Genomic DNA, 25,108 nt, shown 5'->3' with positions numbered 1-25,108 from the left:
TCACGCGCAACTGGACTCCCGCGGGCTCCGTCCGCCTGGGCCCCTCGCCCAGCCTCATCCCGGCCGTGCAGGAGATGAAGCGCATCGGCTGAACCCTCTCACGCGACATCTACCTTGACGCTCACCGATACAAGCTCCTCGAGCAGGGGCGCTGGATGGACGCACTTCCCCTCGCCTGGGCTGCACCAGACGGGGAACTCCCAGCTCTCGTCGAGAGGGTGCGTCTAGGGTTGATTCCATCCGACGTTCCGCCTCCGGAGGTGGTCCACTGGCTTCACAGCCGCATCCACAGGCGGTTGCAGGGATGGGAGCACTGCTGGAAACTGCTCGGCGAATTGACCGGGTAGAATTAGAGTTCCGCCGAGAACTCAGGGCTTCGCTGCTGCTCACTGTCCGCGTACATTCCGTGCTCACTTCACGAGAGCACCAGTTAGTTCAGGGGACGCCGGTCTACCTCCACGGGCGCGAAAATGAGAGGGCTCTCAGTCGCAGTCTCATGCTCCAGGGGAGTTGCATCCACAGGCACCACTAGAAGGAGGCGAATTGATTCTAAGTGATTGCCACGCTCGTCAAAACCCTCATCTACACGTTCCGTCAACCAGAGTCGTCTGCAGGAACAGGCATGCTCGGCTTCCTCACCGCGCAACGCGAAGTGTGCCCCACAGTCCCAGCACCAAACGTGAAAATCATTGCAGCCGTCGCACTTGCCGATGGCTAGGATGGTTAATGGCGAATCCCGTTGAACTAAGCCGAGCGGCCGATCGTAGAGTACCCACCCCGCAGTTCGGCCTCTGTTCTCCATCGCACACTTTCCGAGGCATGGATACCACGACTCGATGTCGAGACTTTCGATCGCCTCGGCGGGAACAAGGCTGATGGTGATGGCTTTCTGGGCGCGGCGGAGCGCAGCGTGAGTGAATCCGTTCGCGCAGACCAAGATACCCCGTTGTGCTCGACAATCCTTCATCATGCCTTCGAAAGACTCGATGTCCTTGATGTCGATCTTGCGTTTGCGGAACTTGGCGTCAACGATCACGCGCCTTGAGATGTCCTCCGCAACGCGTGCGTCGATAAGGACGTCCACTTGGCGCTCGATGCCTGTGATGGTCCCTATCAAATGAGCGTTAGGCACAATCGTAAGCTCATCAGACGCTTTGTCGGACTGTAGGAGTGCCACGAGTCTTTCGTAAACCCGCCATGGCGGCGGAGTCGCCCGAGACTTATTCATTCTCTGATCCTACATCGTGTAGGGATTGGTTCGCATGGAGGTGGGGGGCGAACCTGGGTTTGCTTCGGCTTCGTTGAGTCGGTTCAGCTCTGTTGTGGAACTCCGAGATTGAGTCGTCGAACTAGATGGGGCGGGGTGAGTGTCACGGGGGGCATGCTATAGGTAGGCGGCCGGGCATTCTGCGTGCTGGTTGCATATGCATCCGCAATTTTGAGCGTCGTGCTGTCGAGCCTGGCCTCCAGTAGCCGCGTCGCCTTGGCCAACAGCGTATCCGGTGTTTGGTAGCGAGGCCGAAGGAAGTGACGCAGTAGTGTGATGGAGTGTGCACGCTTCCTGTGGCCGACGAGCCGATTAATAGTCACGCGCTATCCGAAACCGCCGGGCGATATTTTCCCGGGTTGCCTCGTGCGCAGGTAGGCATCGAGAATGCGGCGCCTCAAGTCCGTCGAAATGGACTCCGGAATGTACTTCCTTGCTAGGCCAGACCGGTTCAGGGGGATTGGGCCTGCTCTGCACACACCGCATCCGTGAGCATTGGAAGACTCGCATGGCATTGGGGCACGAACCATTCAAGGAACTGAGCGACCGCCGATTTCAGGGAAGCGCTCATAGGCCCGCAGGAGCGCGGCCAGGTGGTCGGGGTTGCCGAGGTCGAGCGGCGCGTCCGTGAGCCGCACGACCCACCCGCCCGTCGCCGTGCGTCGTGCGCGGAAAAGCAGGTCCGCATCCAAGGCCGGGTCGGGAAACCCGATTGTTCGGGCGGTAGCGGCCGACCAGTAGTTCAGCCATCCGAGACGGTGCGGAATCTCAGGCGAGCGAATCATGTCGGGGAGCTTGAGTGCGGGCAGGCCCCGGGGAGGGTGTGGTGGCCCCTCCTGCGTGGGGCTCGTCTGCTCGGCGATCTCCACCCCGGAGTTGAACGGTGTTGCGTGCCCCCACAGCGCACGTGCGCCCTCTGCTACGGCCTCCAGGACGTCGGTGGCGGCAATGGGACCAGCAGCGTCGAGTTGAAGGTCTACATGGACTTCGAAGTGTGGCGGGCTTTCCGCCGCAAGCCCGTTCGGGTTTTCCCACCCCGCAATCGTGACCGGGTGCTTGTCGTTGTCGTTGCGCAGGAACAGAAAGCCGCCATCCGCCCTGTTGGCCATGACCCACTCGTCGCGGTTGGGCACAGCGATGAGGTCCTCCTGTTCAGAGGTTGTCCACTCCAAGCGAAGACCGGGAAGCGCACGCTCCATTCCATGGATGATGGCCAGCGCACGGCCTTTGTCGCCCAGGAATGACGGTGCGTAGACGATGAGGGCAAGGTCATTCTGCCTGGATGCCATTTCAACACCAATCCATGATGACGACATTGAGAGAAGGATCCGCCAGCCTCAGTTCGGCCTTGTGAGCCTCGCTGCGAACTCCAACGAGGAAGTGATAGCCGCACTCCTTTGCAAGTCGTGCCTCTCGCTGCATCTCGGCCAGCTTCATCTTGACGAAGAACCTCCGGGAGTGAGGTGAGTGTCTCTCGAAATCATCCGTCTTGACCTCCCACAGCGTTCGAGTGGTGAGGACGAGTGCGTCGAAGTGCTTGCCGTTGATGAGTACATTCAGGCCAGGGAAGCTGTTGCCTGGAATCTTGTTGGCGCAAACATCATGTGGCTCGTTGCCTCCGCGTGGTGGCCCTGGAATCGGCCTGCACTCAGGGCGGCGCTGTCGCTCCCGTGGATCGGTCGGCACAGGGGGAAACCAATCCTGTCCTGATGTCTCGGGCTTGGGCGTTCGATTCCCGGAGGCGTCCTGTATCGTGGGCTTCGCTTGGGGACCAGCCTCTGGCTCTTCGGCGTTGCTCCCCCGCGGTTCGTAGGCATCCAGCGCTTCCTTGATGGCAAAGCCCACCACCACGACACCAACGACGACCACCGCGCCAACGACAATCTCGGGAGCAGCCAAGATACAGAGGCCGACTCCCAAGGTAACCGTGCCCGCCGAGGCAACGGCGCATCTTCCTGCTCGGTCGTTAAAACGGATCCGGTCATGGTCGAGGGCTGGAAAGCACCGCTCCGCCAGGACGGACCAAGGCTGGGAGGCCTCACGGACGACGCACCGGCCCTCGTCACGCCACGGCAGTTGTGCTGCTCGCCGCAGGTTGGCGAACCGTGAGTTCGAGGGCTCGCGCGCTCTCAGACCTGGCGCCGATGCGGCGCATGCCGACAAGAAGAGCAGGAGTGCGGTGCCGGCGATGAGACGCATGGCTACGTCCTTTCAGGCTGGCCCGGCTGCGGCAGGTCAACAAGGTCCCTTGGAGTATGCCAGCACTCGCTAACGACGAGTGGCCTCTCTCTACCCCAGAGGGGCGAGGAAGTCCTCGAGAGCGCCGTCGGCGGAGTAGGTGGCCTACGGAGTCAAACTGCTGGTCTCCGGGTAGCGGCGCGCGGCGCCCTCCTGGAAGGGCGCGAGAACGTGGTGCTCCTCGCGTCCCGCCACGGCCAGCGCCCACAGCGGGAAGACGCGCAGATAGGCGTCGTAGTGGATGGCGCAGGTGCGATTGAAGACGCCCGCCCGCGACTCTGGTGGCCATCGGCCGTCACCGTCCTGTCGCGCGCGCAGCCACGACACTCCCCGGCGAGTGGCCTCCGATTCGCCCTCTCCGGCGGCCATGAGTGACAGCAGTGCCCACGAGGTCGTCACCGCGTGTCCCGTCGGCCCGTCCACCCAGCGACGCTCGCGACAGCTCTGGACGGTCTCACTCCAGGAGCCGTCCTCGCGCTGATGGTCTTCGAGGAAGCGGACCGCCCGGCGCAGCGCGGTGTCTCCAGCCCGGACGCCACCGGCCACGAGGCCCGTCACCGCGAACCACGTGCCATAGCTGAAGCACACTCCCCAAGCGCCCTCCCAGCTTCCGTCCGGCCGCTGCGTGCGACGAAGGAAGTCCACGCCTCGTGTGATGGCTCGACCCACAGGCGCCGAGGGGTGTGCCCGGCGCCACGCGATAAGGGCCTGGACACAGGCGGAGGTGCACTCCACGTAGCTTGCGTCCACCATGATGCCGGCGAACACGTCCGAGGGATTGAGCCGCTCCAGCCAGCGAGGGCCTCGCATGCGTTCATAGGTGGCCCAGCCGCCGTCGCGATTCTGGAGCGAGAGGATGAACTCCACGGCCTGCGCCAGTCGCTCGCGAGGCACGCGGTTGAGCCCCAGCGGCTCCAGCAGCAGACATGCCTTCAGTGCTTCCGCGGTGCAGTCACTGATGGGCCAGCCATGGGCGCGGGTGCTGAAGGGCCATCCACCCCGGCTCGGGTGTCGGTAGTTGCGCGCGGCGCGAGGCGAGTCTCCCAGCACCTGCTCGGACTCGAGGAAGCGCGCGGCTCGCGCGAGGGTGTCCCGTGCTTGCGCGTCACCCGACGCCACCAGCGCCTGGACCGCGAACGCGGTGTCCCAGAGCTGCGAGGAGTTGTAGCCATTGAACGTCACGCCTTCCTTCGTGCGCTGGAGGTAGTCCGGCAGTTGCTCCAGGTGGGCGCGCACCTCGGGTCCATCGGGGCGGGCGATGTGCCAGACCACGGCGTTGAGCACCTTGTTGATGGGCCCGATGCAGATGGAGTGCGTGGCCTCGTCCTCCCCGCGAATCAACTCCAGTGACTCCTCCATCGCGCGGGCGCGGAGCCGCCTGGAATGAAACCGCTCATGAATCCCGAGCACGCGGTTCACGGCGCGCAGCCACGCACTGCGCGGAGTGTAGGAATCGGTGACGGCCACCCTGTTGCGCGCCGCCTTCCAGTCCACGTCCGCATAGGGCAGGGGATACAGCTCGCGACGCAGCTCGGCCAGCAGGGGCGTCTCCGTGGCGCGCGCCCGACGGCCATAGAGCCAGCCCATGGGCAGGTACACCATGCGGCAGTGGCACCACAGCCGCGATGGATGGAACGGCAGCGCGCGCGGCAGCAACCACAGCTCCGGCGGCGTGGGGGCAAGCCCGTCGTATTCGTAGAGGCCCAACAGCGCGAGGATGAACTTGCCCCAGGAGCCGCTGCCCAGCGGCCCACCGCGAGGGAGGAACCAGTCCCGCGCGCGCAAGAGGCCCGGGTCATCGGCGTCGATGCCCAACAGGCGCAGCGTCACGTAGTTGAGCACCGTCGTGAAGACGAGGCTCGGTGACTCCACGTCCAGTCCCCAGCCTCCGTCCGCGTTCTGGTGATGGCGAAGGTAGGCGAGCAAACCCTCGCGGGTGCGCGTGTCCGGAGCACGTCCCATCACATACAGCCCGGCCACATACACCGGGCTCAAGAAGAGAGGCCCGCTGTAGTCTCCCTTCCAGGAGCCATCCGCCTCCTGGGTCCGGGCAAGCACGTCGCGGGCCCGCTGAATCATCTCACCGCCTCCACCCCCTGAGCGGCTTGCGAGCAGTCCACGTAGAGCGCTCGCAGCGCGGAATCCGACGCCACTCGCTCCTGCGTGAGCAGCATCAGCGTGCGCACCGCATCCCGACCGAGCTTCACCGGCGTGGGGTCGAACACCGCGGGATTTCCCTCCACCACGTTGAGCGTCAGCACCGCGAAGAAGAGGGGATAGAGACAGAACAGCCGGAGGCCGGGCTCCTCGGGCGGAATCGCCAGGGAGTACTCGAGCGCTTCATCCAGCTCGCCGCGCGCCACCGCCACCAGCTCCGAGTGCAGCGCCATCGCTCGCGCGCGGTGGCTCGGCAGCGCGAGCGTGGCGGGCTCCAGTCCGTATGCCGCCATCCGGTCCAGCGGCAGCCAGCACCTTCCGTGGTCCAGGTCCTCGCGCACGTCCTTCAAGATGTTGGTGAGCTGCAGGGCCCTGCCGAACGCGGTGGCCCTCGGTTCGAGCAGGGCCTGATGCGGCGGCGTGACGAGCGGCGAGTAAGCGATGAAGAGTCCGGTCAGCATCTCGCCCACGACTCCCGCCACGCAGTAGCAATAAGCGAAGGACGCCTGGAGGTCGGGCAACCCCACGACAGGCCCGTCGCCTCCGTACCTCCGCTGAATCTGGTTCATCCCGTCGGTCATGATGCGCACACACCGCGCGACGTGGGGATGGACCCAGGAGGGGAGCGAGGCCAGGGTCTTCAGCACCGTGGACGTCCCCGCGACCAATTCGACTTCCGCCTCGGGGGCGGACGCTCGCAGCGCGGCACCTGCCCGGCGAGCAAAGGCTTGAGCGCGGCCTTCCCAACCCGGCTTCAGCTCCACGAGGCTCGCCAGCTCCTCGAACAGCGCCTCCTGGAACGGCAGGCGGGCTTCATCCTCCAGCGTGTCCGCGATGCGGCACAGCAGGTAGGCCACCGTGACGGCGAGGTCCAGGGGCTCGGGCAGCAAGGGGATGTTCAGCGCGAACGTCCGGGAGACCCGGGGTAGCACCGTTCGGCAGAACGACTCTTCCAGAGCAACCATGGCTTCCTCCACTGCGTCATGTCGTGTCCATGACTAGTTGTTGCGTCATGGGGGTGGCGTGCGTGCGGAACGTCGACGTGGTGATTGCGGGGGGCGGCCCCGCGGGGTGCGCGGTGGCGGCGGCGCTCGCCGAGCTGGGGTTGTCCGTCCTGCTGGTCGACGCGGGCGTGGACCGCCACAAGCAACTCTCCGGCGAGCTGCTCCACCCCACCGGGGTGCGTGACTTGCGCAGTCTCGGCTTCGGTGACGTCGTGGACGCGTGGACCTCGCAACCCGTGCGAGGCTTCGCGGTCCTCTTCTCCGCGCCCGAGCGCACCGTCGTCCTTCCCTATGGACACGGCGCCACCGGGGTGTCGCTGGAGCACGCCACGCTCACCGTTCCCCTGTTGGAGGCGGTGGCCCGGCGTCCTGGCGTCACCCTTCAGGCCCACTCTCGCGTGACGGCCGTGGAGCAGAACGACGCGCGCGGCGTGCGCCTTCGCTTCTCCCACGACGGTGTCGAGCACACGGTGCGCGCCCGACTGCTGGTGGCCGCGGACGGACGCGCGTCGCCCGTCCGGAGGATGCTGGGCATCGCCGAGCGCTTCACGCGCATCTCCACCATGCTGGGCGTCACGGTGGACAGCGCCTGTCTGCCCCACCCCGACCATGGACATCAGTTCGTCGGCGGCTCCGTCTACGCGCTGGCCTACGCCATCCAGCCCGGTGTGGCGCGGGTGATGGTGGACCTTCCCTTGGGCAGCACCGCCGCGACGTTGAAGGCCCAGCCGGAGCTGCTGCGCACGCTGCCCCCCGCGCTGCGCTCGGAGATTCTCCAGTCGCTGGGGGGGCCACTGGCTCCGCGCATGGCGTCCAATGACGACCGGCTCGCGGAGACGGTGCGGAGGGGGAGCGCCGTGCTGGTGGGCGACGCCGCTTCGTGTTGTCATCCCCTCACCGGCAGCGGCATGGCCTCGTGCTTTCACGATGCGCGCGCGCTCCAGGAGGCGATGCGCCGCCACCCGGAGGACCTCCCTCGCGCGCTCGAACGCTATGCACGAGAGCGGCGGCCGGCCCAGCGCACCCGTGTCGCGCTGGCCTCCGCGCTCTACGACGCCTGCGCCGGTCAGGACGAAGGCATGCGCGCGTTGCGCCTGGGATTGTTGCACTACTGGGAGCACAGCCCGAGGGGCGCCAGCGCCTCCATGGCCCTGCTCGCCTCCGAGGAGTCGCGCATGCGGGTGATGGCGCGCGAGTACCTGTGCGTCGTCGGCCATGGCCTGGTGGCGATGCGCTCGTCGCGCCGTCAGGGGGGCCGCCTCCGAGCCACCGTGCCGTTGCTGCGCTCGGTCGGACCGCCCCTGAGGGATGCCGTGGCGAGCACGGTGGAGCAGGTGGGGAGCTGGTGGCATCGCCGCGTCCGCCGTCCCGTCTACACGCTGGCCCGCTCGGGCTGGGTGTCACCCAGGCGCGCCTTCGCATCCAACTGATAGCTCCGGCCTCGCCAGTCCACCTCGCGCGACAGCCGCGCGGACAGCGCCACGCCCGCGCCCAGTAACGGCAGCACCGCGGGCACCCAGTAGTGCCGAGGGGCGATTCGAGGCCCGTTGAAGGCCCGCTGGAGCCGCAGTTGGCTCCACACGGAGAAGCCAATCGGCAGTGACGCCAGGGCCGCATGTCCCCAGGCCCGTCTCGTGACGGCCGCCGCCAGCCCTCCCCATGCGAGCCAGCCCATCACCCCGCGTATCCAGTTGGGGCGCGCGAAGTTCCAGGGCAGGCCCGCTTCCGAGAAGAGGACCCAGCGCCGGAAGATGCGCAGGAACTCGCGCAGCTCCAGTTGTCCCGTGACGATGCGCAGGGGCGCATGGATGACGCGGTTCTTCCACCCGACCTCGTGGAGCTTGCGCCCCAGGTACATGTCATCCACGAACTGACCGGCGGCACATCCCACGCCGCCGATGGCCTCGAGCGCTTCGCGGCGGAACACCATCAACTGCCCCATGATGAAGGGCAGCGCGCCGTCAGGCCCCGCCGCGCGCGCGACCGACGAGCCGTACCAGGCATTCACCAGGAGCCCATAACCCACGTCACCCGCGAGGGGCTCCTCCGCCGCCGCGTAGATGGGGGCGAACGTCGCGCCCGTCAGTGCATCCTCCAGCAGCGCGCCCACCAGCGCCGTGAGCACGCCAGGCGCGGGCCGCGTATCCGAATCACTGAAGGCCAGCAGCGTGCCCCGCGCGCGCGCCACGCCCATCTGCATGGCGTTGAGTTTTCCCGTCAGTCCGGGGGGCGGCTCTCCCGCCACGAGCAGCTCCACCCGCTTCGCGCCCGTCGGGTAGGTGGCGAGCTCCTCCCGGGTGACGGCGAACGCCGGGTCCTCCTCGCTGTCGAAGACGAAGAGCACCTCCCACTCACCGGGGTAGTCCAAATCCAGCAGCGCGCGGACGTTCTGTCGCGCCTCCACATCCAGTCCCCGGATGGGACGAATGATTGTCACCGAGGGCGGCTCGAACTTCCTCGGGGACGGGGCTGGACGCCGTCGCAGGCCGGCCATCAATCCCCGATGCCCATGGACCAGCACACCCAGCGCCGCCGCTCCCGCCGCGACCCACGCCATGTCTCGCGTGTTCATGGCCTCACCTCCGTCCCCTCGCTCCGCGCATGCGGATGCCCATGGTGGCCAGGCCCCCACCAGTTCAGGTCCCCCATCAGCCGCATCATCGCGGGGACGATGAGCACCCGGACCAGCGTCGCATCCAGCGCCACCGCGATGGCCATGCCCAGCCCCATCGCCTTCACCACCACCACCGACGCCAACGCGAAGGCCGCGAAGACAGCCACCATGATGGCCGCCGCGCTGGTGATGAGCCCGCCGGTCTGCTCCAGCCCCTCCGCGACCGCGTGGGTGTTGTCACCCGTGCGCAGCCACTCCTCTCGGATGCGGCTGAGCAAAAGCACCTCGTAGTCCATGGACAGGCCGAACAAGGCGCAGAACAACAGGATGGGAAGGGATGGTTCGATGGGCCCGGGCTCGAAGCGCAAGAACTGGTGCAGGTGCCCCTCCTGGAAGATCCAGACCAGGGCCCCGAACGAGCCCGCCAGCGACAGCAGGTTCATCAACAGGGCCTTCAGGGGCAGCACCACCGAGCGCAGGAGCACGAAGAGGACGATGCACGTCATCCCCATCACGAAGCCCACGGCCGCTGGCGTGTGATGCCGCACGAAGGCCGTCGCGTCCACGTCGGTGGCCGTCTGCCCGCCCACGAGCAGTCGTCCCTCTCCCACCGAGCGGTCCGCGCGCAGCGCCTTGACCAGCTCCCGCGCCTCACGACTGCTGGGGGGCGCGGACGTCAGCACCTGCAGCACCGCCACGTTGCCCGTGAGGTACGCATCCCGCGCGACGCGCAACTCCGGGGGCAACATCTCCGCGGGCGCGGCGGCCAGCTGTTGATAGGCGGCCTTGTCCATGCCGGGCGACAGGTCCACCGCGCTCTCCACGCCCACGACTCCAGGCAGCGACGCGAACCGTCGGCTCGCGTCGTAGAGGGCGGAGGCCCGCTGCGGTGTGAACGGGTCGCCCGATGGAAACTCCACCGCCACCAGCACCCGTGTCGCGGCCTCGCGTGGGAACAGCCGGGCCAGCGTCTCCGCGCCCTGGCGGGCTTCCGTGTCGGGAGGCAGCGCGGTGATGTCCGTGGCCGCCAACTCCAGGCGCCGGAACGGCAGCCCCATGGCCAACAGGAGCGCGAGCGTGGGCAGCAGCACGAGCCAGGGATGTTTCATCACCCACGTGGCCAGCGCGTGCCACATGCCACCGCGTCCCGTGGAACGGCCGAAGGGCAGCCGTCCCTTGTCCACCCTCGGCCCCAGCCAGGAGAGCAGCGCGGGCAGGACGGTGAGCGCGAAGAGCACCGCGAAGGCCACGACGAGCGCGCCGCCCAGACCCATGGCGCTCAGGTACGAGCCGCGAAAGAAGAGCAGGCCCGCCAGTCCCACCGTGACGGCCAGTCCGGAGAACGCCACCGCGCGTCCCGCGGTGTCCAGGGTGCGCGTCAGCGCCTGCTCCGTCGTCAGTCCTTGCGCGAGCTCGCCTCGGAAGCGGCTCACGATGAAGAGCGAGTAGTCGATGGCCACGCCCAAGCCGATGAGCGAGACGACGTTGAGCGTGTACTGCGCCATGTTGGTGACGCGCGAGAGCAGCAGCACGCCCGCCACGCCACAGAGGACGGCGAGCCCGCCCACCACCAGCGGCAGCATGGCGGCCACCACCGTCCGGAACACCCACAGCAACACCAGCAGCGCCAGCGGGAAGGAGATGAGCTCCGCGCGCAGCAGGTCATGCTCCAACAACTGGTTGAGAGCGGCGAGGAAGGCCACCTTGCCGGTCAGCGTCGTGTCGAGGCGCGGGTCCTCCACGGCGGCGCGCACGGCGGGGAACGCGGCGGTGGCCTCGCGCTCGCCACCCTTGAGCCGCACCAGGGCCAGCAGGTCGTGGCCCGTGCGCGACACGAAGCGGGCGCGCAACGCCGGCGGGGCGCCCACCGGTGACACCACCGATTCGACCTCGGGCAGGCGCTGTACTCGCGCGAGGACGTCCGTAACGGCCTTCGTGAAGCGTGGCTCGTCCACCGTCCAGGTGTCGTGGTGGAAGATGACCGCCAGCGTCTGGTCCGTCGAACCCGCGGCGGCGGGCCGGGCCAGCGCCTCCGCCTTCGCGGCTTCGATGCCGTCGATGGTGCCGGTGGTGAGGTGCCCTCCCTGGAGTAGCACCCAGATGGCCAGGGCCAGGAACACGACGGCGCCCCCCAACACCCGGCTCCGGTGCCGATGCACACCGCTGGCGAGCCGGGCGAACAGGGTGGGTGACGCTGTCGCGTCGCTCATGGCGCGGGGACTTCCTGGAACGATGCGAGGATTTCGCGCGCCGTATCCACCTTGACGCTGCCGCGCTCCACCAGCAGTCGCGCCACCTTCTCCACGTCCACGCCGCGCGCGCCCGCTGTCACCGCGACGCACCGGGCATGCAGCGCCATGTGCCCCTTCTGGATGCCCACCGAGCCCAGCGCGCGCACCGCCGCGAAGTTCTGCGCCAGCCCCACCGCCGCGAACACCATGGCCAGCTCTCGCACATTGGTGACGCGCAGGAGCTTGAGCCCGAGCTGCGCGCCGGGGTGCACCTTGATGGGTCCGCCCACCATGCCCAGCGCGAGCGGCAACTCGATGCGGCCCACCAGGTGGCCCTGCTCCAGCGTCCAGCGGGACAGCGGCCCGTAGCGGCCTCCTCGGCACGCATAGGCATGCGCGCCCGCTTCGATGGCCCGCCAGTCCTGGCCCGTGGCGATGGCCACCGCATCAATCCCGTTCATCACGCCCTTGTTGTGTGTCGCCGCGCGGTAGGGGTCCGCCTCCGCGAAGCGGCTCGCCTGGAGGATGCCCTCGGCGATGTCCTCACCCGGCAGGCCGAAGTCCGCCAGCGCCGCCAGCGGGATGCGACAGGAGGCCCGCGCCAGTCGCTGGTCGGCGAGGTTGGACAGGATGCGCACGAAGACGCGGCCGCCGGTGAGCTGCTCGATGAGCGGCGCGACACCCTCCGCCATGGTGTTGATGAGGTTGGCGCCCATGGCCTCCTTCGTGTCGACCAGCAGGTGGACGATGAAGAGCGGCTCGCCCTGGGGCCCTTCGGGCGCGGGGAGGATGCGCACCTGCACGTCGCGCGCGCCACCGCCTCGCCGCTCGAGCGCGGGGTGGAAGCTGTTGGCGAGGGCGAGCAGGTGCTCCCGCCCCGCCAGCAGCCGCGAGCGAGCGACCTCGGGCGTGCCGTAGCGGGTGAGCTGCACCTGGCCAATCATCATCGAGGCGTCCGCGTCGGCGGTGAACCCACCGGCCTCACGCACCACCTTCGCGGCGAAGGACACCGCGGCGACGACGGACGGCTCCTCCACGGCCATGGGCACCAGGTGGTCGCGCCCGTTGACGGTGAGGTTCAGCCCCAGGCCCAGCGGCAGGGCGAACACGCCCACCGCGTTTTCGATCATCTGGTTGACGACGTCGAAGGTCGGCGCGCCCAGCGCCCTGAGCACCTGCAGCTCCTCCGGTGAGACATCTCCGCGCAATGCCAGTTCCCGCCAGCGCTCATCCACGGTGCGGCGGTGGAAACCTGGCAGGCGAGAGGACAGTGTGCCCGGTTGGACTTGCGGCAATCCCTCGTCCACCACTTCCGACATAGACGCCCCCCATTGCTCTGCCCGTCAATCACCATGGGAACTGGTGATGACCGACGGCGTTGGGCAGGGGCCCTGGGGCTTTCGGACGTCGTGAGGTCCAGGAGCGGACGGCGTGGCCCGCGTCTGTGGACACCTGGGCCTTTGCGTCGCGTGCCTGCCCCTCCCTCGGGTGCGAGCGTCGTGCTCAGTGGGCGAGCATCAGCCACGCGCCCACGAGCAGCATCCATCCGAACACGAGCGACTCCACCGTTCGCTGGATGAGTCCGCGCACGGGAGACTCGAAGGACAGCGCGACCATTCCGAGCAGGACGAGCTTGCCCACCGCGCCCGTCAGCGTGGAGAGCGACGCCAGCGCGGGCAGGTCCTCGAACACGCGCTGCAGTTCGATGAGGCCGCCGCCCGCGCCGAAGTAGCCCAGCCCGGCGACCAGGTTGTGCATCTGATTCTTCCAGGTGCCCCAGAACGGCGCGCCCTCGTCGCAGGGGAACACCGCCGCGCCCACGTAGCTGACGCCCAGCAGTGACAGCAGCGCGAGCCCGGTGATGACGTCTCCCTCCGGCGCGAGCCGCGCATTGAGCACGGCGGAGAAGCCCATGACGGCGAGCCCCGCGGGCGCGAAGCCGAGCCACGCGACCCGCTTCGCCTCGGGAGCCCCCGACGCGCCCAGCTCGCTGATGGTGTGGCGCAGGTGGCTGTAGCCGGGACGCCGACGCGCGAACCACCACGGCGGCAGGGCGGTAAGCGTCGTGGCGAGCAGGGCTGCGAGGAAGACCCCAGGGTTCATGCGCTTATTCCAAGGGGGCAGGGGGCCCGGAGAAAGGGGATTCGATGGGGCTAGCCCCGCGCCCGGGGTGTCGTCAGATTGCAGGGGCTTACGCCATGAGGAGGGCGTCATGTCGCATCGCAGCCGACTCTCGGGCTTCATCATCGATTGTGAGACCGGGGACATGCGGTCCGCCGCCACCTTCTGGGGCCAGGCGCTGGGCCTCCGGGTGGGCGAGCACGAAGTCGAGGGTGGAGCCGAATACGTGGGCCTCCAGGACACTCCAATGGGGCTGCACGCCGCGCTGCAGAAGGTCTCCCACCCTTCGCGCATCCACCTGGACATCGAGGCGGACGACCAGGACGCGGAGGCCGTGCGCCTTGAGGCGCTGGGCGCCCGGCGCATCGGCTGGGTGAAGCGCTGGTGGGTGATGGAGGCGCCCACGGGCCATCGCTTCTGCATCGTGAAGATGAACAACCCGGACCAGGGGCCGCCACCCACCGTCTGGGGCTGAGTCCCGTCGCGGTGGGCCTCGGGCTCAGAGTGCCGCAGCGGCACGGAGCGGCAGGGCTGGGCGCGACTCGCTTGGCGTCGCGGTGGACCTCTGGCTCAGAGTGCCGCAGCGGCACGGCCGGGCGCGACTCGCGTCCCGTCGCGGTGAGCCTCGGGGATCAGAGCGCTCCGGCCACACTGGCGCGCAGGCGGCGGAGCCCCTCGTCGATGCCGTCCGCCGTGAGCGCGCCGTAGCCCAGCACCCAGCCATGGCGCGTTGGCGCGCCGGCGAAGTACGGGGAGAGCGCCTCCACTCCGACACCCGCGGCGCGTGCCTGCCCCGTGAGCGCCTTCTCCAGCCGAGCGCCACCCCGCGCGAAGGTCGCGCACAGGTGCAGGCCCGCGACGGAGGGCAGCAGGCGGAGCCCGGAGCCAAAGTGGCGCGTGAGCCCTTCGGTGAGTCGCGCGTGCCGGTGCTCGTACTCGCGCCTCGTCTTGCGCAGGTGACGGGCCAGCAGGCCGGTGTCGATGAAGCGCGCGAGGACCGCCTGAGCGGGGAGCTGGCTGTGGCTGTCCGCCACCTGCTTCGCCAGCCGCAGCTCCCGCCGGAGTGACGGCGGCGCGACGAGGAATCCCAGGCGCAGCCCGGGCAGCAGCACCTTGGAGAACGAGCCGACGTAGAGGACGCGCCCGGAACGGTCCAGGCCATGGAGCGTCTCGAGCGGCCTGCCGCCGAAGCGGAACTCGCTGTCGTAGTCGTCCTCGATGACCACCGCGTCGCGCTGGCGGGCCCAGTCGAGCAGCGCGAGTCTTCGCGCCGGTGACATCACGATGCCGAGCGGAAACTGGTGGGACGGCGTGACGTAGACGAGGCGCGCGTCGTCCGGCAGTGCGCTCACATCGAGTCCTTCCGCGTCGACGGGAACGGGCACGACGCGCGCTCCCAGCGACTGGAACAGGAGGCGCGCGGGTGGGTAGCCCGGCTCCTCGACGGCGACGCAGTCTCCGGGCTCCAGCAGGACGCGCCCGATGAGGTCGAGCGCCTGCTGGGCACCGTGGGTGATGAGCACGTCCGTGGCGTCGGCGCGCACGCCGCGCGACACGCCGATGTGGCGCGCCACGGCCTCCCTCAGCTCGGGCTGTCCGGACGGGTCCATGTAGGCCGCCGTCATCGCCGAGGCGCGCAACTGCCTCGCCATCAATCGGCGCCAGGTCTCGAACGGAAACAGCGCGGCGTCCGGGATGCCGACGCGGAAGTCATGGCGCGCGGGGGGCTCGGGCGGGCGAGGGGTGGGCAGCTCGCTCCAGATGGCCCGAGGGCGCAGCTTCACTCCGGCGGAGGCCCTGCCTCGGGGGGCGTGCTCCCGAGGTGGCTCCTGGACGATGCTGCCCGCACGGCTGCGCCCCGCGAGCAGCCCCTCCGCGCCCAGCCACTCGTAGGCGACGCTCACCGTGTTGCGTGACACGCCCAGCCGCCGGGCCAGCTCGCGCGTGGGCGGTACCCGCTCTCCGCCGCGCAGGCGACCGTCGAGAATCTGCGCCCGCAGGCCCCGGTAGATCTGCCCCGCCAGGTCCCTGCGGTCCTTGAGGTCGACGTGAAGGTCCATGCCAGGGACCTCCATAGATTGGCCCAATGAGATTCGTCAAACCTGGACCTGTCGGCGGGCCATGGAGGGGGCACCCTGTCGGCACTTCTCAACCGAACCCTGGAGCCCCCATGAGCCCCGCTGCCCAGTCCCTCACGTCACCACACCCCGTCGACCCCGCGCGCATGCCCTGGATTCCCATGGGCCCGCCCGGCCTCTCCTTCAAGCCGCTGCGCTTCTTCCGGGATGGCTCGGGCTGGATGTACATCTTCCGGCTGGAGCCCGGCACCCTGATTCCCCGCCACCGACACACGGGCGAGGTGCATGCCGTCAACCTCTCCGGGACGCGCAAGCTGCTCGACACCGGCGACGTGGTGGGACCCGGTGGCTACGTCTACGAGCCGGCGGGCAACACCGACAGCTGGATGGCCATCGGTGACGAGCCGGTCGTCATCCTCATCACCGTGCGCGGCGCCATCGAGTACCTGGACGCCGAGGGCCGCGTCACCAAGAGCGTCGGCTCCGCCGAACGGCTGGCGACCTACCGGCGCTGGTGCGAGGCGAACGGCGCGGAGTTCCTGGCCACCCTCGAGTGAGGACCTCAGTGGTGGAGCTGCGCCTCCACCGTGTCCAGCACCTCGCCGCCCTCGCCGGTGAAGACGAGCTTGGTCATCGCCAGGGCGAAGCCCGCCACCTGCTTCGCGGTGACCCGGGGCGGCATGGAGAGCGCGTGCGGGTCCGTGACGACGTCGACGAGGGCGGGCCCCGGGTGTGAGAGGGCTCGCTCGAAGGCGCCGCGCACGTCCCCGGGAGCCTCCACGCGCTGCCCCATGACGCCCACGGCCTCCGCCAGCTTCGCGAAGTCCGGATTCACCAGGTCCGTCTCCGTGTCCGGGTAGCCCGACACCTGCATCTCCAGCTTCACCATGCCGAGCGAGCTGTTGTTGAAGATGACGACCTTCACGGGCAGGTCGTACTGCGCCAGCGTGAGGAAGTCGCCCATCAGCATGGCGAAGCCGCCGTCCCCGGACATGGAGATGACCTGCCGGTCCGGGTACAGCAGCTGCGCGCCAATGGCCTGAGGCAGCGCGTTGGCCATGGAGCCGTGCGTGAAGGAGCCGATGATGCGCCGCTCGGCGGTGGCGCGCAGGTAGCGGGCGGACCACACGTTGCACATGCCCGTGTCCACGGTGAAGACGGCGTTGTCGGCCGCCACCTCGTCGAGCAGGGCGGCCACGTACTCCGGATGCAGGGGGCGGTGCGAGCCGACGTTGCGCACGTGGGTGTCCAGCTTGTGCCGCGCCTTGGCCAGCTCCTCCAGTGCATCCTCCAGATGGCGCCGGTCTTCCTTCTGCTCCAGCCGGGGAAGGAGGGCGCGCAAGGTCTCCCGGATGTCGCCGCAGACGCCCAGGTCCAGGCGCGAGCGGCGGCCCAGGTGCTCTGGCCGCACGTCCACCTGGGCGATGTGGGGCTTCACGGGCATGAACGCGTCGTAGGGGAAGTCGGTGCCCAGCAGCAGGAGGACATCACACGCGTGCATGGCTTCGTACGCCGCGCCGTAGCCCAGCAGGCCCGTCATGCCCACGTCGTAGGGGTTGTCGTACGCCACCCACTCCTTGCCGCGGTACGCGTGGCCCACGGGAGACTGGAGCGCCTTGGCCAGCGCGAGCACCTCCGCGTGGGCACCCTTGCAGCCGCTGCCGCAGAACACCGTCACCCGTGAGGCGGAGTTGAGCAGCGCGGCCAGCCGGTCCAACTCCGCGTCGGCCGGGCGGACCACGGGGAGCGCGGTGGAGAAGCTGGAGGGGACGTCCTCGCCCGCGTCGAGCGCGGCGATGTCTCCGGGAAGCACCACGGCGGATACGCCGCCTTTCGCCAGCGCCGTCCGCGCGGCGAGCCGGAACAGGCGCGGGGCCTGCTTGGGGTTGGACACCATCTCGCAGAAGTGGCTGCACTCGCGGAAGAGCAGCTCCGGGTGCGTCTCCTGGAAGTACGAGGTGCCAATCTGCTCGCTGGGGATGTGAGAGACGAGCGCGAGCACCGGGGCGTAGCTGCGATGGGCGTCATAGAGCCCGTTGATGAGGTGCAGGTGGCCCGGTCCGCAGCTTCCCGCGCACACCGCGAGCTTGCCGCTGAGCTGGGCCTCGGCGGAGGCGGCGAAGGCCCCGGCCTCTTCGTGCCGGACGTGGACCCACCGCAGCTTCCCCTGGCTGCGGCGCACGGCGTCGGTGATGGGATTGAGGCTGTCGCCGACGACGCCGTAGATGCGCTCGGCACCCGCGTCGATGAGCGTCTGGACGAGCGCATCCGCCACACTGGAGTGACTCATGCGAGTGAAGCTGGGGGGCGCCCGGCTTCCGGGCAACCCGAGTCAGCAGGTGAGCAGGCACTCCGCTGGCCGCCCTGGACGCGGGAGGGCATCCCGCGTCAGGCGTCGCGATTACTTCTTCGGCGCTTCCACGCCGTTGGCGGTCCAGACGTAGTGCTGCTGCCAGTTCCCACCGATGCCCACCCCTTCACCCCGGTCGTGATTGGGGACGAGGTACTCCGGCAGGCCCGCCTTCTGGAAGCTGTCCGGCACGCGGGTCCCCGACTGGAAGTGGGCCTTGTTCGACACCGTGTACTCCAGGTTCGGCTTGCCCGTCTTCTCGTCGATGCCGGTGCACTTCACCTGCGTGTGGTACGAGCCCATGAACCACTCCAGCGACGTATAGGCCCCCTGCTTGTCGTCCTTCGCGGACTCGCTGCCTTCCTCGGCCGTCCCCGGGCCCGTGAACTTGTAGAGCCCCGCGTTGTAGTCCGGGTGGTTCACGTCGTTCGGCGAGAACGTGTCGCCCACTTTCGGGTTCGGGAACTTCTCGAAGAACGCGTCCGTCACGGCCTGCTGGTGCGGGCGGCCGGCGAGGTCCTCCGTGTACGCGTTGTCGCGCACGGTGACGACGTCGACGCCGCCCTCCTTGGTCCAGGTGCCCAGGTCCTTGGGCTTCTCCTCCAGCAGCCACGTGCTCCACAGGCCCGGCCAGTCCGCCTTGAGCTCCTGGCCCGTCACGGGGTCCTTGGTCCGGTTGATGCCGTTGAGGTCCACGTCCGCCAGCTTCTGGAGCTTGTCCGTCACGCCGGAGTCCTTGCCCAGCACCACCTCGGAGCCCTTGGCAAGCACGTCCATGCCCTTCTCGGTGCCACTCAGCAGCAGGTCCGTCGCGCCGCTCGGCAGCAGCTTGTCCGCGCCTTGGTAGGCCACCCGCAGGCCCGTCTGGAGCGCGTCGCGCGCCAGGTCCTTCGGGTCCGGGAGCACCTGCTTCAGCTTGTCCGTCACCGGATTGTGCTTCACCACCTCGAACACGTCCTTCGAGGTGTCGACGACCGTGTTCTTCGCGTCCTTCGCCTTGTCGACGACCGCGTCCTTCGCGTCCTTCGCCTTGTCGACGACCGCGTCCTTCGCGGTCTTGGCGGTGTTGGTGACCGCGCTCTTCACATCGCGGAAGCTCGGGACTTTAAAATTCATGACAGGCCTCTGGGGGGTGTGGGGGCCAGCAGCAAATGACCTACAAAAGAGTTATCGGTCACTCACTTCCACGGTTTCTTGGGGGCTGAGATATTCCTGACTCACCCTCGGTGCGGGATAGAACGGCCAGCCCCTGACGGGATGCGTCAGCGACAAAGGTCGGTTCGAGGGGCTGGGCGTACGTGAGCCTCCAGCGTGGAGCGGGGCGGCACACTGGGGGACTCACGGGACGGGACGACGGACCTGGACGATGCTCCAGCTCACTCGTAACAGCTGCTGGCGACTTCCCGCAGCTCGACGATGCCCCACTCACTGGCGGGACACGCGTGGGCATATTCCAGGGCCTCCTCGCGCGTCTTGCAGTTGAGGAGGAAGAAGCCGCCGATGATTTCCTTCGACTCGGTGAACGGGCCGTCGCTCACCGTGCGCTTGCCTCCGTAGTTCTCGATGCGCACCGCGTGGTCATCGGACTTGAGCGCCTCGCCCGTCACGAGCACGCCATTGGTCCGGAGCTTCTCCTGGAAGGCCATCATCCGAGCGTAGGCGGCCTGGCCTTCATCGAGTGGCCGAGCCTGGCGCTTCCCCGGGGCCTCCATCATCAGCAGCATGAATGACATCGCGCTCCCTCCTTTTGAGAGCCGCGACTCTACGCCAGCCCCGTGACACGTCGTCGAGCCACCGAAGGTGCGTTGCTCGCTCTCCATCGCTTGCCCGCCAGTCGCACGGTGCGTTTTTCATTCGAGCGGACCGGGCCCATTTCCCCTGTCCGGTATCCGACGGGAGTGGACCGCCGCCGCACCATGGGTGAGAGAAGACCGCGCGCCACTCTGGGTGTGCCTCGGTGGTTGACCCCGCGCGTCGGAGAGGGGAGCGTGCAGTGCGATGAGTGCCGGCCCCGACCTGTTCTCTGCTTCCGTTGATGTGAATCGCTTCGCTCCCCTCGCGGAGCGGATGCGTCCACGCACGCCCGATGAATTCATCGGACAGTCCCATCTGCTTGGCCCGGGAGGTCCGCTGCGCCGGTTGATGGAGCGCAAGCAGATTGTCTCCTCGCTGTTCTGGGGCCCGCCTGGCGTGGGCAAGACGACGCTGGCGCGCATGCTGGCCTCCAGCGTCGACGCGGAGCTGGTCATCCTGTCGGCCGTGTCGGACGGCATTCCCCGCATCCGCGAAGTCGTCGCGGAGGCGGAGCGCGCGCGCAACCAGTACTCGCGCCGGACGGTGCTCTTCGTGGACGAAATCCACCGCTGGGCGAAGAACGTCCAGGAGCAGGCGCTGCCGCACGTGGAGAGCGGCCTGCTCGTCCTGCTGGGCGCGACGACGGAGAACGTCAGCTTCGAGGTGCGACCCGCGCTCGTCAGCCGGTGCCGCGTATTCCAACTCCAGGACCTCACGCTCGCGGACATCCAGGGAGCGCTCCAGCGAGCACTCACCGACGAGAAGCGAGGGCTGGGAAAGCGCAAGCTGACCGTGGGCGAAGACGCGCTCGCGCTGCTGGCGCGGGGCGGGGCAGGGGACGTGCGCAAGGCGCTGGGCGCGCTGGAGATGGCCGCAGGGCTGACGGCGGACGGTGGCGAAATCAACGTGGACACGGCGCGCGAGGCGGTGGGCACGGGGCTCGCGCGGCACGACAAGGATGGAGACCAGCACTACGACCTGCTGAGCGCGCTCCAGAAATCCTGTCGGGGGTCCAACGCGCAGGGCGCCATCTTCTGGGCCGCGAAGCTGCTGCAGACGGGAGACGTGGTGTCGCTGTGGCGCAGGCTCAAGGTCATCGCCGTGGAGGACGTGGGCATGGCGATGCCGGAGGCCATCACCATCGTCCGCGCGTGCGAGGAGAGCTTCCACTCCACGGGCATGCCGGAGGGTCGGCTGTTCGTCGCGCATGCCGTCGTCACGCTGGCCACGGCGCGCAAGAGCAACCGCGCCTATGCGGCGATGAACGCCGCGCTCGCCGCGCTGGAGGAGCACCCCAACGCGGCGCCACCGCTGCCGCTGCGCAACGCGCCCACGGACTTGATGAAGGAGCTGGGGCACGGCAAGGGCTACACCCCGCCCTGGGACTTCAAGGACCACTACGCCCCGGGGCAGACCTACCTGCCCCCGCCGCTGGAGCGCTCCGTCTTCTACCGCCCGAGCAAGGAAGGCTATGAGGCGGAGATCCACGAGCGCATGAGTCACTGGTGGCGCGAGGACAAGGCCAGCCGGGGCGAGTAGGGCCCTGCTACTCCTTCCTGTCGCGCGCGGCTTGAAATAGCACCGCGCGCAGAAAGGATGGATGGTGCCTGGCCGTGTCGAGGCGTCCGATGAGTTGGACGAGTCTCAGGCGGACCCACTTGTCCTGAAGGGGAGTGCTTCGCAGCAGGGAGACGAGTCGCGCGAGGACCACACCCCATTCGGAATGGAGACCACGTCGTACGCTGCGTCGGGACCGGCTGCGTGGTTGCAGAAGTCAACGAAAAGCTAGCCCGTGTGGGCGCCCCTCGCAACCCACGGCACACTGTGGCCGTTGGACACCTGTCGGCCTTGAGAGGCTTTCGCGCTCGGGCGCGGGCCGTCCTTGCATCGGCGGACGAGGGTGCTCTATTCCGCCGCGTGACAGTTCCAGAGAATCATCGTGCCATCGAAGCGGTCTGGAGGATTGAGTCCGCTCGGCTCATCGCCGGCCTGACGCGCATGGTGCGCGACGTCGGGCTCGCCGAGGAGCTCGCCCAGGACGCGCTGGTCGCCGCGCTGGAGCGCTGGCCCACGGCGGGCATCCCGGACAACCCGGGTGCGTGGTTGATGGCCACCGCCAAGCGACGCGCCATCGACGAGCTTCGTCGGGGCAAGCGCCTGGAGCGCAAGCACGAGGAGCTGGGCCACGAGTTGGAGTCGGACCAGGCGCACGGCGCTCCGGACCTGGACGCGGCGCTCGACAACGACGTGGGCGACGACCTCTTGCGCCTCATGTTCATCGCCTGCCATCCCATCCTCTCGACGGAGGCGCGCGTCGCGCTCACCTTGAGGCTGCTCGGGGGCCTGACGACGGAGGAAATCGCGCGCGCCTTCCTGGTGCCGTCCCCCACCGTCGCCCAGCGCATCGTCCGGGCCAAGCGCACGCTCTCCGAGGAGAAGGTGCCTTTCGAGTTGCCCCGGGGCGAGGAACTCGCGGTCCGCCTGTCGTCGGTGCTGGAGGTCATCTACCTCGTCTTCAACGAGGGGTATTCAGCGACGGGGGGAGACGACTGGATGCGGCCGGAGCTGTGCGCGGACGCGCTGCGGCTGGGACGCATCCTCGCGGAGCTGGCGCCCCAGGAGCCGGAGGTCCACGGCCTGGTCGCGCTGATGGAAATCCAGGCGTCGCGCTCGCGGGCCCGCGTGGGGCCCAACGGTCAACCCGTGCTGCTGCTCGAGCAGAACCGCGCGCAGTGGGACCAGCTCCTCATCCGCCGTGGGCTCGCGGCGCTGGAGCGCGCGGAGAAGCTGGGCGGGGCGCAGGGGCCGTATGCGCTGCAGGCCGCGCTCGCCGCCTGTCATGCCCGGGCGCGGCAACCGGAGGACACGGACTGGGCGCGCATCGCCTCGCTGTACGCGGTGCTGGTGCGGCTCACGCCGTCGCCCGTCATCGAGCTGAACCGCGCGGTGGCTCTGTCGATGGCGTACGGCCCCGCCGCCGGGTTGGCGGTCGTCGACACGCTGACCGCGGAGCCTTCGCTCGCCAGCTACCACCTTCTGCCCAGCGTGCGCGGAGACCTGCTGCGGAAGCTGGGCCGCTTCGACGAGGCGCGCAAGGAGTTCGAGCGCGCCGCCTCGCTCACTCGCAACGCGCGCGAACAGACGCTGCTCCTCGACCGCGCCGCGGCCTGCGCTCGCAAGGAGGCATAGTCGCGCCAGGCTCGCTCGCACCTGCGTGACGCGGGACCTCCGCCTGAGGCTCGAAGTGGCGGGACGCGAGCACGTGCTCCGCGCGAGGGTGACGCAAGGGGGGCCGTCGGCGGCACACGTACTCTCGTGGAAATCTTTCACGGCCCCTGGAGCCGAAGCGTTGACGGGCATGCTCAAGCCCTCGCTTCGTCCCTCGCCAGGCGTGGGTGAGGGTCCGCCGGGGGTTGTCGCCGTGGGAGTTGGACTACCCTGCGCGCATGTGCCGGAACATCAAGCCCCTGTTCAACTTCTCGCCTCCCGCCACGGATGACGACATTCGCGCGGCGGCCCTGCAGTTCGTCCGGAAGATCGCCGGGACTCGCAAGCCGTCGAAGCAGAACGCGGATGCGTTCGAGGTCGCCGTCGAGGAAATCTTCCGAAGCTCGAAGCTGATGCTGGACGGGTTGGTGGCGACGACGCCCCCGAGAGACCGGGTGCGGTTCGAGGCCCTGAAGAAGCTTCGCTACAAGAAGGCCGAAGCCGCCGGCTGAGTCCCGCCCACAAGTCCCGGCCCGCTGACCGACTGTTCCCACGCAGTGCACACGGCGCATGGGGCCGAGGCCGGCCCTTGCGCTCGGAGGTCGTCCGATGATGCGGTCCTCGTGGTGGTCTGTCGTTGCTGTCGCCTCGCTGCTCGCAGTGGGCTGTGGAAGTGAGAGTCCGGAGACCTCGCTGGGAGAGGGGCCCGCGAATACCGCCACCGGGGCGCTCGCATGCAGCACGCGGATCACCTACGGAGACCGCTGGATTCATCCCTCGGGCCACCCCGGGAATGAAGACGTCGCGGCGGACCTGGTGACGTGGGATGGCGTCTGCGTCAACGAGGGCACCAACTCCTACGCCGTGCTCTCCAACGGCTGGAAGCCGTACTTCACGGGCAACAACGCCTGTGTGCTCGCGCTCGACACCACCTGTCCTGGCGCGGGCGCTTGTGCCACGCGAGTGACCTATGGCGCCGCGTGGATGCACCCGGCGAATCACCCCGCGCAATACGACGACGTAGGCGGGCGCGTGTTCTGGGACAGGGCTTGTGTGAATGCGGCCCCCAACTCCTACGCCGTGCTGTCGAACGGCTGGGGGCCCTACTTCAGCGGAGCGAATGCCTGCGGCATGTCCATGCGCTACACGGGCTGCGGCGGCCTGTACCAGAACCCCGTCGTCGCCTCGGACTGCGCGGACCCGGGCGTCATCCATGACGGCACTCGCTACGTGGCCGCGTGCACCTCTGGGGGCGCCGCGAGCGCCTTCCCGCTGCGCGTCTCCACGGACCTGGTGACGTGGACGGGCGCGGGCTCCATCTTCCCCGCCGGGAGTCGGCCGTCGTGGGCGACCGGTGACTTCTGGGCGCCGGAAATCCACCGGGTGGGCGGACGCTTCATCGCGTACTTCACCGCGCGGCATTCGGACGGAAAGCTGTCCATTGGCGCGGCCACGTCCACCAGCGCCACCGGGCCGTTCACGGACCTGGGCCGGCCCCTCATCCACGACGCGGGCATGGGGATGATTGACGCGACGTTCTTCACGGACACCGCCGGGACGGGGTACCTCGTGTGGAAGGCGGATGGGAACGCGGTGGGCCAGCCGACGCCCCTCTACGGCCAGGCGCTCTCCGCGGACGGACTGTCGCTCGTGGGAACCCGGCGCACGCTCATGACCAACAACCTCGCCTGGGAAGGCGGCGTGGTGGAGGCGCCCTGGGTCGTCGTGCGCGGCGGCTACTACTATCTCTTTTACAGTGGTAACGCGTACTACAACAGCACCTACGCCGTGGGAGTCGCCCGGGCCACCAGTCCGCTGGGGCCGTACACCAAGGCGGGCGCGCCCATCCTCACGACGGGAGGCGGCTGGGTGGGGCCGGGCCACAACTCCGTGGTGAACGGACCGGGCGGCGACACGTACATGGTCTACCACGCGTGGAACAGCGCTCACACCGCGCGGGTCATGCTCGTGGACGCCATCACCTGGCCCAACGGCTGGCCCGCGGTGCCGGAGGCGCCCTCAGTGGGCTCGCGTCCCCGGCCGTAGC

The 25,108-nt window shown here is 68.6% G+C and carries 20 protein-coding genes; 7 read left to right on the top strand and 13 right to left on the bottom strand.

Features of this window, described 5'->3' with window-relative positions:
• Positions 1-430: 430 nt before the first annotated feature.
• From HUA74_RS43350 to HUA74_RS43330, 5 genes are all read right to left on the bottom strand, one after another.
• Positions 431-1,084 carry a restriction endonuclease gene (locus HUA74_RS43350; RefSeq protein ID WP_174459271.1) on the bottom strand — a complete coding sequence of 218 codons (654 nt, stop codon included), beginning with the start codon at positions 1,082-1,084 and terminating at the stop codon, positions 431-433.
• Positions 1,085-1,797: 713 nt separating this feature from the next.
• Entirely contained in the window at positions 1,798-2,556 is a 759-nt protein-coding gene (locus HUA74_RS43345; RefSeq protein WP_174459270.1) for a DUF5953 family protein, read from the bottom strand.
• Between the two features lies 1 nt (position 2,557).
• A complete protein-coding gene (locus HUA74_RS43340; protein ID WP_174459269.1) occupies positions 2,558-3,466 on the bottom strand; it encodes a DUF6310 domain-containing protein in 909 nt (302 codons plus the stop codon).
• Positions 3,467-3,610: 144 nt separating this feature from the next.
• On the bottom strand, positions 3,611-5,584 hold the full coding sequence (locus tag HUA74_RS43335; protein ID WP_174459268.1) for a 2,3-oxidosqualene cyclase: 1,974 nt from the start codon (positions 5,582-5,584) through the stop codon (positions 3,611-3,613).
• Positions 5,581-6,627 carry a squalene/phytoene synthase family protein gene (locus tag HUA74_RS43330; RefSeq protein WP_174459267.1) on the bottom strand — a complete coding sequence of 349 codons (1,047 nt, stop codon included), beginning with the start codon at positions 6,625-6,627 and terminating at the stop codon, positions 5,581-5,583. The genes HUA74_RS43335 and HUA74_RS43330 overlap by 4 nt, the downstream gene beginning before the upstream one ends.
• A gap of 62 nt (positions 6,628-6,689) precedes the next feature.
• On the opposite strand from HUA74_RS43330, the gene HUA74_RS43325 reads away from it, so the two are divergent.
• Complete coding sequence (locus HUA74_RS43325; protein WP_174459266.1) at positions 6,690-8,096, top strand: NAD(P)/FAD-dependent oxidoreductase; 1,407 nt, start codon at positions 6,690-6,692, stop codon at positions 8,094-8,096.
• Here the strand turns inward: HUA74_RS43325 and HUA74_RS43320 are convergent.
• The 4 genes from HUA74_RS43320 to HUA74_RS43305 all read right to left on the bottom strand — a co-directional run bounded on the left by HUA74_RS43320 (position 8,039) and on the right by HUA74_RS43305 (position 13,614).
• Entirely contained in the window at positions 8,039-9,238 is a 1,200-nt protein-coding gene (locus tag HUA74_RS43320; RefSeq protein ID WP_174459265.1) for a glycosyltransferase, read from the bottom strand. The genes HUA74_RS43325 and HUA74_RS43320 overlap by 58 nt on opposite strands.
• Positions 9,235-11,490 (bottom strand): MMPL family transporter, encoded by a 2,256-nt coding sequence (locus tag HUA74_RS43315; RefSeq protein WP_174459264.1) that lies wholly within the window; start codon positions 11,488-11,490, stop codon positions 9,235-9,237. Before HUA74_RS43315 ends, HUA74_RS43320 begins: the two co-directional genes overlap by 4 nt.
• Positions 11,487-12,830 carry a hydroxymethylglutaryl-CoA reductase, degradative gene (locus HUA74_RS43310; protein WP_174459263.1) on the bottom strand — a complete coding sequence of 448 codons (1,344 nt, stop codon included), beginning with the start codon at positions 12,828-12,830 and terminating at the stop codon, positions 11,487-11,489. The genes HUA74_RS43315 and HUA74_RS43310 overlap by 4 nt, the downstream gene beginning before the upstream one ends.
• 184 nt (positions 12,831-13,014) lie before the next feature.
• Positions 13,015-13,614 (bottom strand): DUF998 domain-containing protein, encoded by a 600-nt coding sequence (locus HUA74_RS43305; RefSeq protein WP_174459262.1) that lies wholly within the window; start codon positions 13,612-13,614, stop codon positions 13,015-13,017.
• Positions 13,615-13,723: 109 nt separating this feature from the next.
• On the opposite strand from HUA74_RS43305, the gene HUA74_RS43300 reads away from it, so the two are divergent.
• Positions 13,724-14,107, top strand: coding sequence for a VOC family protein (locus tag HUA74_RS43300; protein ID WP_174459261.1), 384 nt, complete (start codon positions 13,724-13,726; stop codon positions 14,105-14,107).
• Between the two features lie 157 nt (positions 14,108-14,264).
• Here the strand turns inward: HUA74_RS43300 and HUA74_RS43295 are convergent, their stop codons facing one another.
• The gene (locus HUA74_RS43295) at positions 14,265-15,692 is read right to left on the bottom strand and encodes a PLP-dependent aminotransferase family protein (RefSeq protein ID WP_174459260.1); all 1,428 of its coding nucleotides are present in this window, start codon (positions 15,690-15,692) and stop codon (positions 14,265-14,267) included.
• A gap of 110 nt (positions 15,693-15,802) precedes the next feature.
• Between HUA74_RS43295 and HUA74_RS43290 the strand changes: the two genes are divergently transcribed.
• Positions 15,803-16,267 (top strand): 2,4'-dihydroxyacetophenone dioxygenase family protein, encoded by a 465-nt coding sequence (locus tag HUA74_RS43290; RefSeq protein ID WP_174459259.1) that lies wholly within the window; start codon positions 15,803-15,805, stop codon positions 16,265-16,267.
• 5 nt (positions 16,268-16,272) lie between these two features.
• On the opposite strand, the gene poxB is transcribed toward HUA74_RS43290, so the two are convergent.
• The 3 genes from poxB to HUA74_RS43275 form a co-directional block, all read right to left on the bottom strand.
• A complete protein-coding gene (poxB, locus tag HUA74_RS43285) occupies positions 16,273-18,000 on the bottom strand; it encodes a ubiquinone-dependent pyruvate dehydrogenase (protein WP_174459258.1) in 1,728 nt (575 codons plus the stop codon).
• A gap of 111 nt (positions 18,001-18,111) precedes the next feature.
• The gene (locus tag HUA74_RS43280) at positions 18,112-19,176 is read right to left on the bottom strand and encodes a hypothetical protein (RefSeq protein WP_174459257.1); all 1,065 of its coding nucleotides are present in this window, start codon (positions 19,174-19,176) and stop codon (positions 18,112-18,114) included.
• A 260-nt stretch (positions 19,177-19,436) separates the two neighbouring features.
• On the bottom strand, positions 19,437-19,793 hold the full coding sequence (locus HUA74_RS43275; RefSeq protein WP_174459256.1) for a YciI family protein: 357 nt from the start codon (positions 19,791-19,793) through the stop codon (positions 19,437-19,439).
• Positions 19,794-20,058: 265 nt separating this feature from the next.
• Here HUA74_RS43275 and HUA74_RS43270 point away from each other — a divergent pair, with 265 nt between their 5' ends.
• From HUA74_RS43270 to HUA74_RS43255, 4 genes are all read left to right on the top strand, one after another.
• Positions 20,059-21,393: a replication-associated recombination protein A gene (locus HUA74_RS43270; protein ID WP_141644678.1), complete on the top strand. Its 1,335-nt coding sequence runs from the start codon at positions 20,059-20,061 to the stop codon at positions 21,391-21,393.
• Positions 21,394-21,771: 378 nt separating this feature from the next.
• A complete protein-coding gene (locus HUA74_RS43265) occupies positions 21,772-23,043 on the top strand; it encodes an RNA polymerase sigma factor (protein ID WP_174459255.1) in 1,272 nt (423 codons plus the stop codon).
• 257 nt (positions 23,044-23,300) lie between these two features.
• On the top strand, positions 23,301-23,573 hold the full coding sequence (locus HUA74_RS43260) for a DUF2277 domain-containing protein (protein WP_174459254.1): 273 nt from the start codon (positions 23,301-23,303) through the stop codon (positions 23,571-23,573).
• 100 nt (positions 23,574-23,673) lie between these two features.
• Positions 23,674-25,107 (top strand): glycoside hydrolase family 43 protein, encoded by a 1,434-nt coding sequence (locus tag HUA74_RS43255; RefSeq protein ID WP_174459273.1) that lies wholly within the window; start codon positions 23,674-23,676, stop codon positions 25,105-25,107.
• Position 25,108 lies beyond the last annotated feature (1 nt).

Origin of the sequence: Myxococcus sp. CA051A (assembly GCF_013336705.1) — a bacterium.
In the GTDB taxonomy this organism is placed as follows: domain Bacteria; phylum Myxococcota; class Myxococcia; order Myxococcales; family Myxococcaceae; genus Myxococcus; species Myxococcus llanfairpwllgwyngyllgogerychwyrndrobwllllantysiliogogogochensis.
Note: the sequence above shows the minus strand (reverse complement) of the source record. Positions and strands in the feature narration are given on the sequence as shown.

Excerpts from the sequence above, each read along its gene's own strand:
- HUA74_RS43295 (WP_174459260.1), bottom strand. The coding sequence starts at position 15,692 with ATGGACCTTCACGTCGACCTCAAGGACCGCAGGGACCTGGCGGGGCAG.
- HUA74_RS43340 (WP_174459269.1), bottom strand. The coding sequence starts at position 3,466 with ATGCGTCTCATCGCCGGCACCGCACTCCTGCTCTTCTTGTCGGCATGC.
- HUA74_RS43320 (WP_174459265.1), bottom strand. The coding sequence starts at position 9,238 with ATGAACACGCGAGACATGGCGTGGGTCGCGGCGGGAGCGGCGGCGCTG.
- HUA74_RS43260 (WP_174459254.1), top strand. The coding sequence starts at position 23,301 with ATGTGCCGGAACATCAAGCCCCTGTTCAACTTCTCGCCTCCCGCCACG.
- HUA74_RS43270 (WP_141644678.1), top strand. The coding sequence starts at position 20,059 with ATGAGTGCCGGCCCCGACCTGTTCTCTGCTTCCGTTGATGTGAATCGC.
- HUA74_RS43300 (WP_174459261.1), top strand. The coding sequence starts at position 13,724 with ATGTCGCATCGCAGCCGACTCTCGGGCTTCATCATCGATTGTGAGACC.
- HUA74_RS43275 (WP_174459256.1), bottom strand. The coding sequence starts at position 19,793 with ATGTCATTCATGCTGCTGATGATGGAGGCCCCGGGGAAGCGCCAGGCT.
- HUA74_RS43255 (WP_174459273.1), top strand. The coding sequence starts at position 23,674 with ATGCGGTCCTCGTGGTGGTCTGTCGTTGCTGTCGCCTCGCTGCTCGCA.
- HUA74_RS43290 (WP_174459259.1), top strand. The coding sequence starts at position 15,803 with ATGAGCCCCGCTGCCCAGTCCCTCACGTCACCACACCCCGTCGACCCC.
- poxB (WP_174459258.1), bottom strand. The coding sequence starts at position 18,000 with ATGAGTCACTCCAGTGTGGCGGATGCGCTCGTCCAGACGCTCATCGAC.
- HUA74_RS43310 (WP_174459263.1), bottom strand. The coding sequence starts at position 12,830 with ATGTCGGAAGTGGTGGACGAGGGATTGCCGCAAGTCCAACCGGGCACA.
- HUA74_RS43280 (WP_174459257.1), bottom strand. The coding sequence starts at position 19,176 with ATGAATTTTAAAGTCCCGAGCTTCCGCGATGTGAAGAGCGCGGTCACC.
- HUA74_RS43315 (WP_174459264.1), bottom strand. The coding sequence starts at position 11,490 with ATGAGCGACGCGACAGCGTCACCCACCCTGTTCGCCCGGCTCGCCAGC.
- HUA74_RS43305 (WP_174459262.1), bottom strand. The coding sequence starts at position 13,614 with ATGAACCCTGGGGTCTTCCTCGCAGCCCTGCTCGCCACGACGCTTACC.
- HUA74_RS43345 (WP_174459270.1), bottom strand. The coding sequence starts at position 2,556 with ATGGCATCCAGGCAGAATGACCTTGCCCTCATCGTCTACGCACCGTCA.
- HUA74_RS43335 (WP_174459268.1), bottom strand. The coding sequence starts at position 5,584 with ATGATTCAGCGGGCCCGCGACGTGCTTGCCCGGACCCAGGAGGCGGAT.
- HUA74_RS43330 (WP_174459267.1), bottom strand. The coding sequence starts at position 6,627 with ATGGTTGCTCTGGAAGAGTCGTTCTGCCGAACGGTGCTACCCCGGGTC.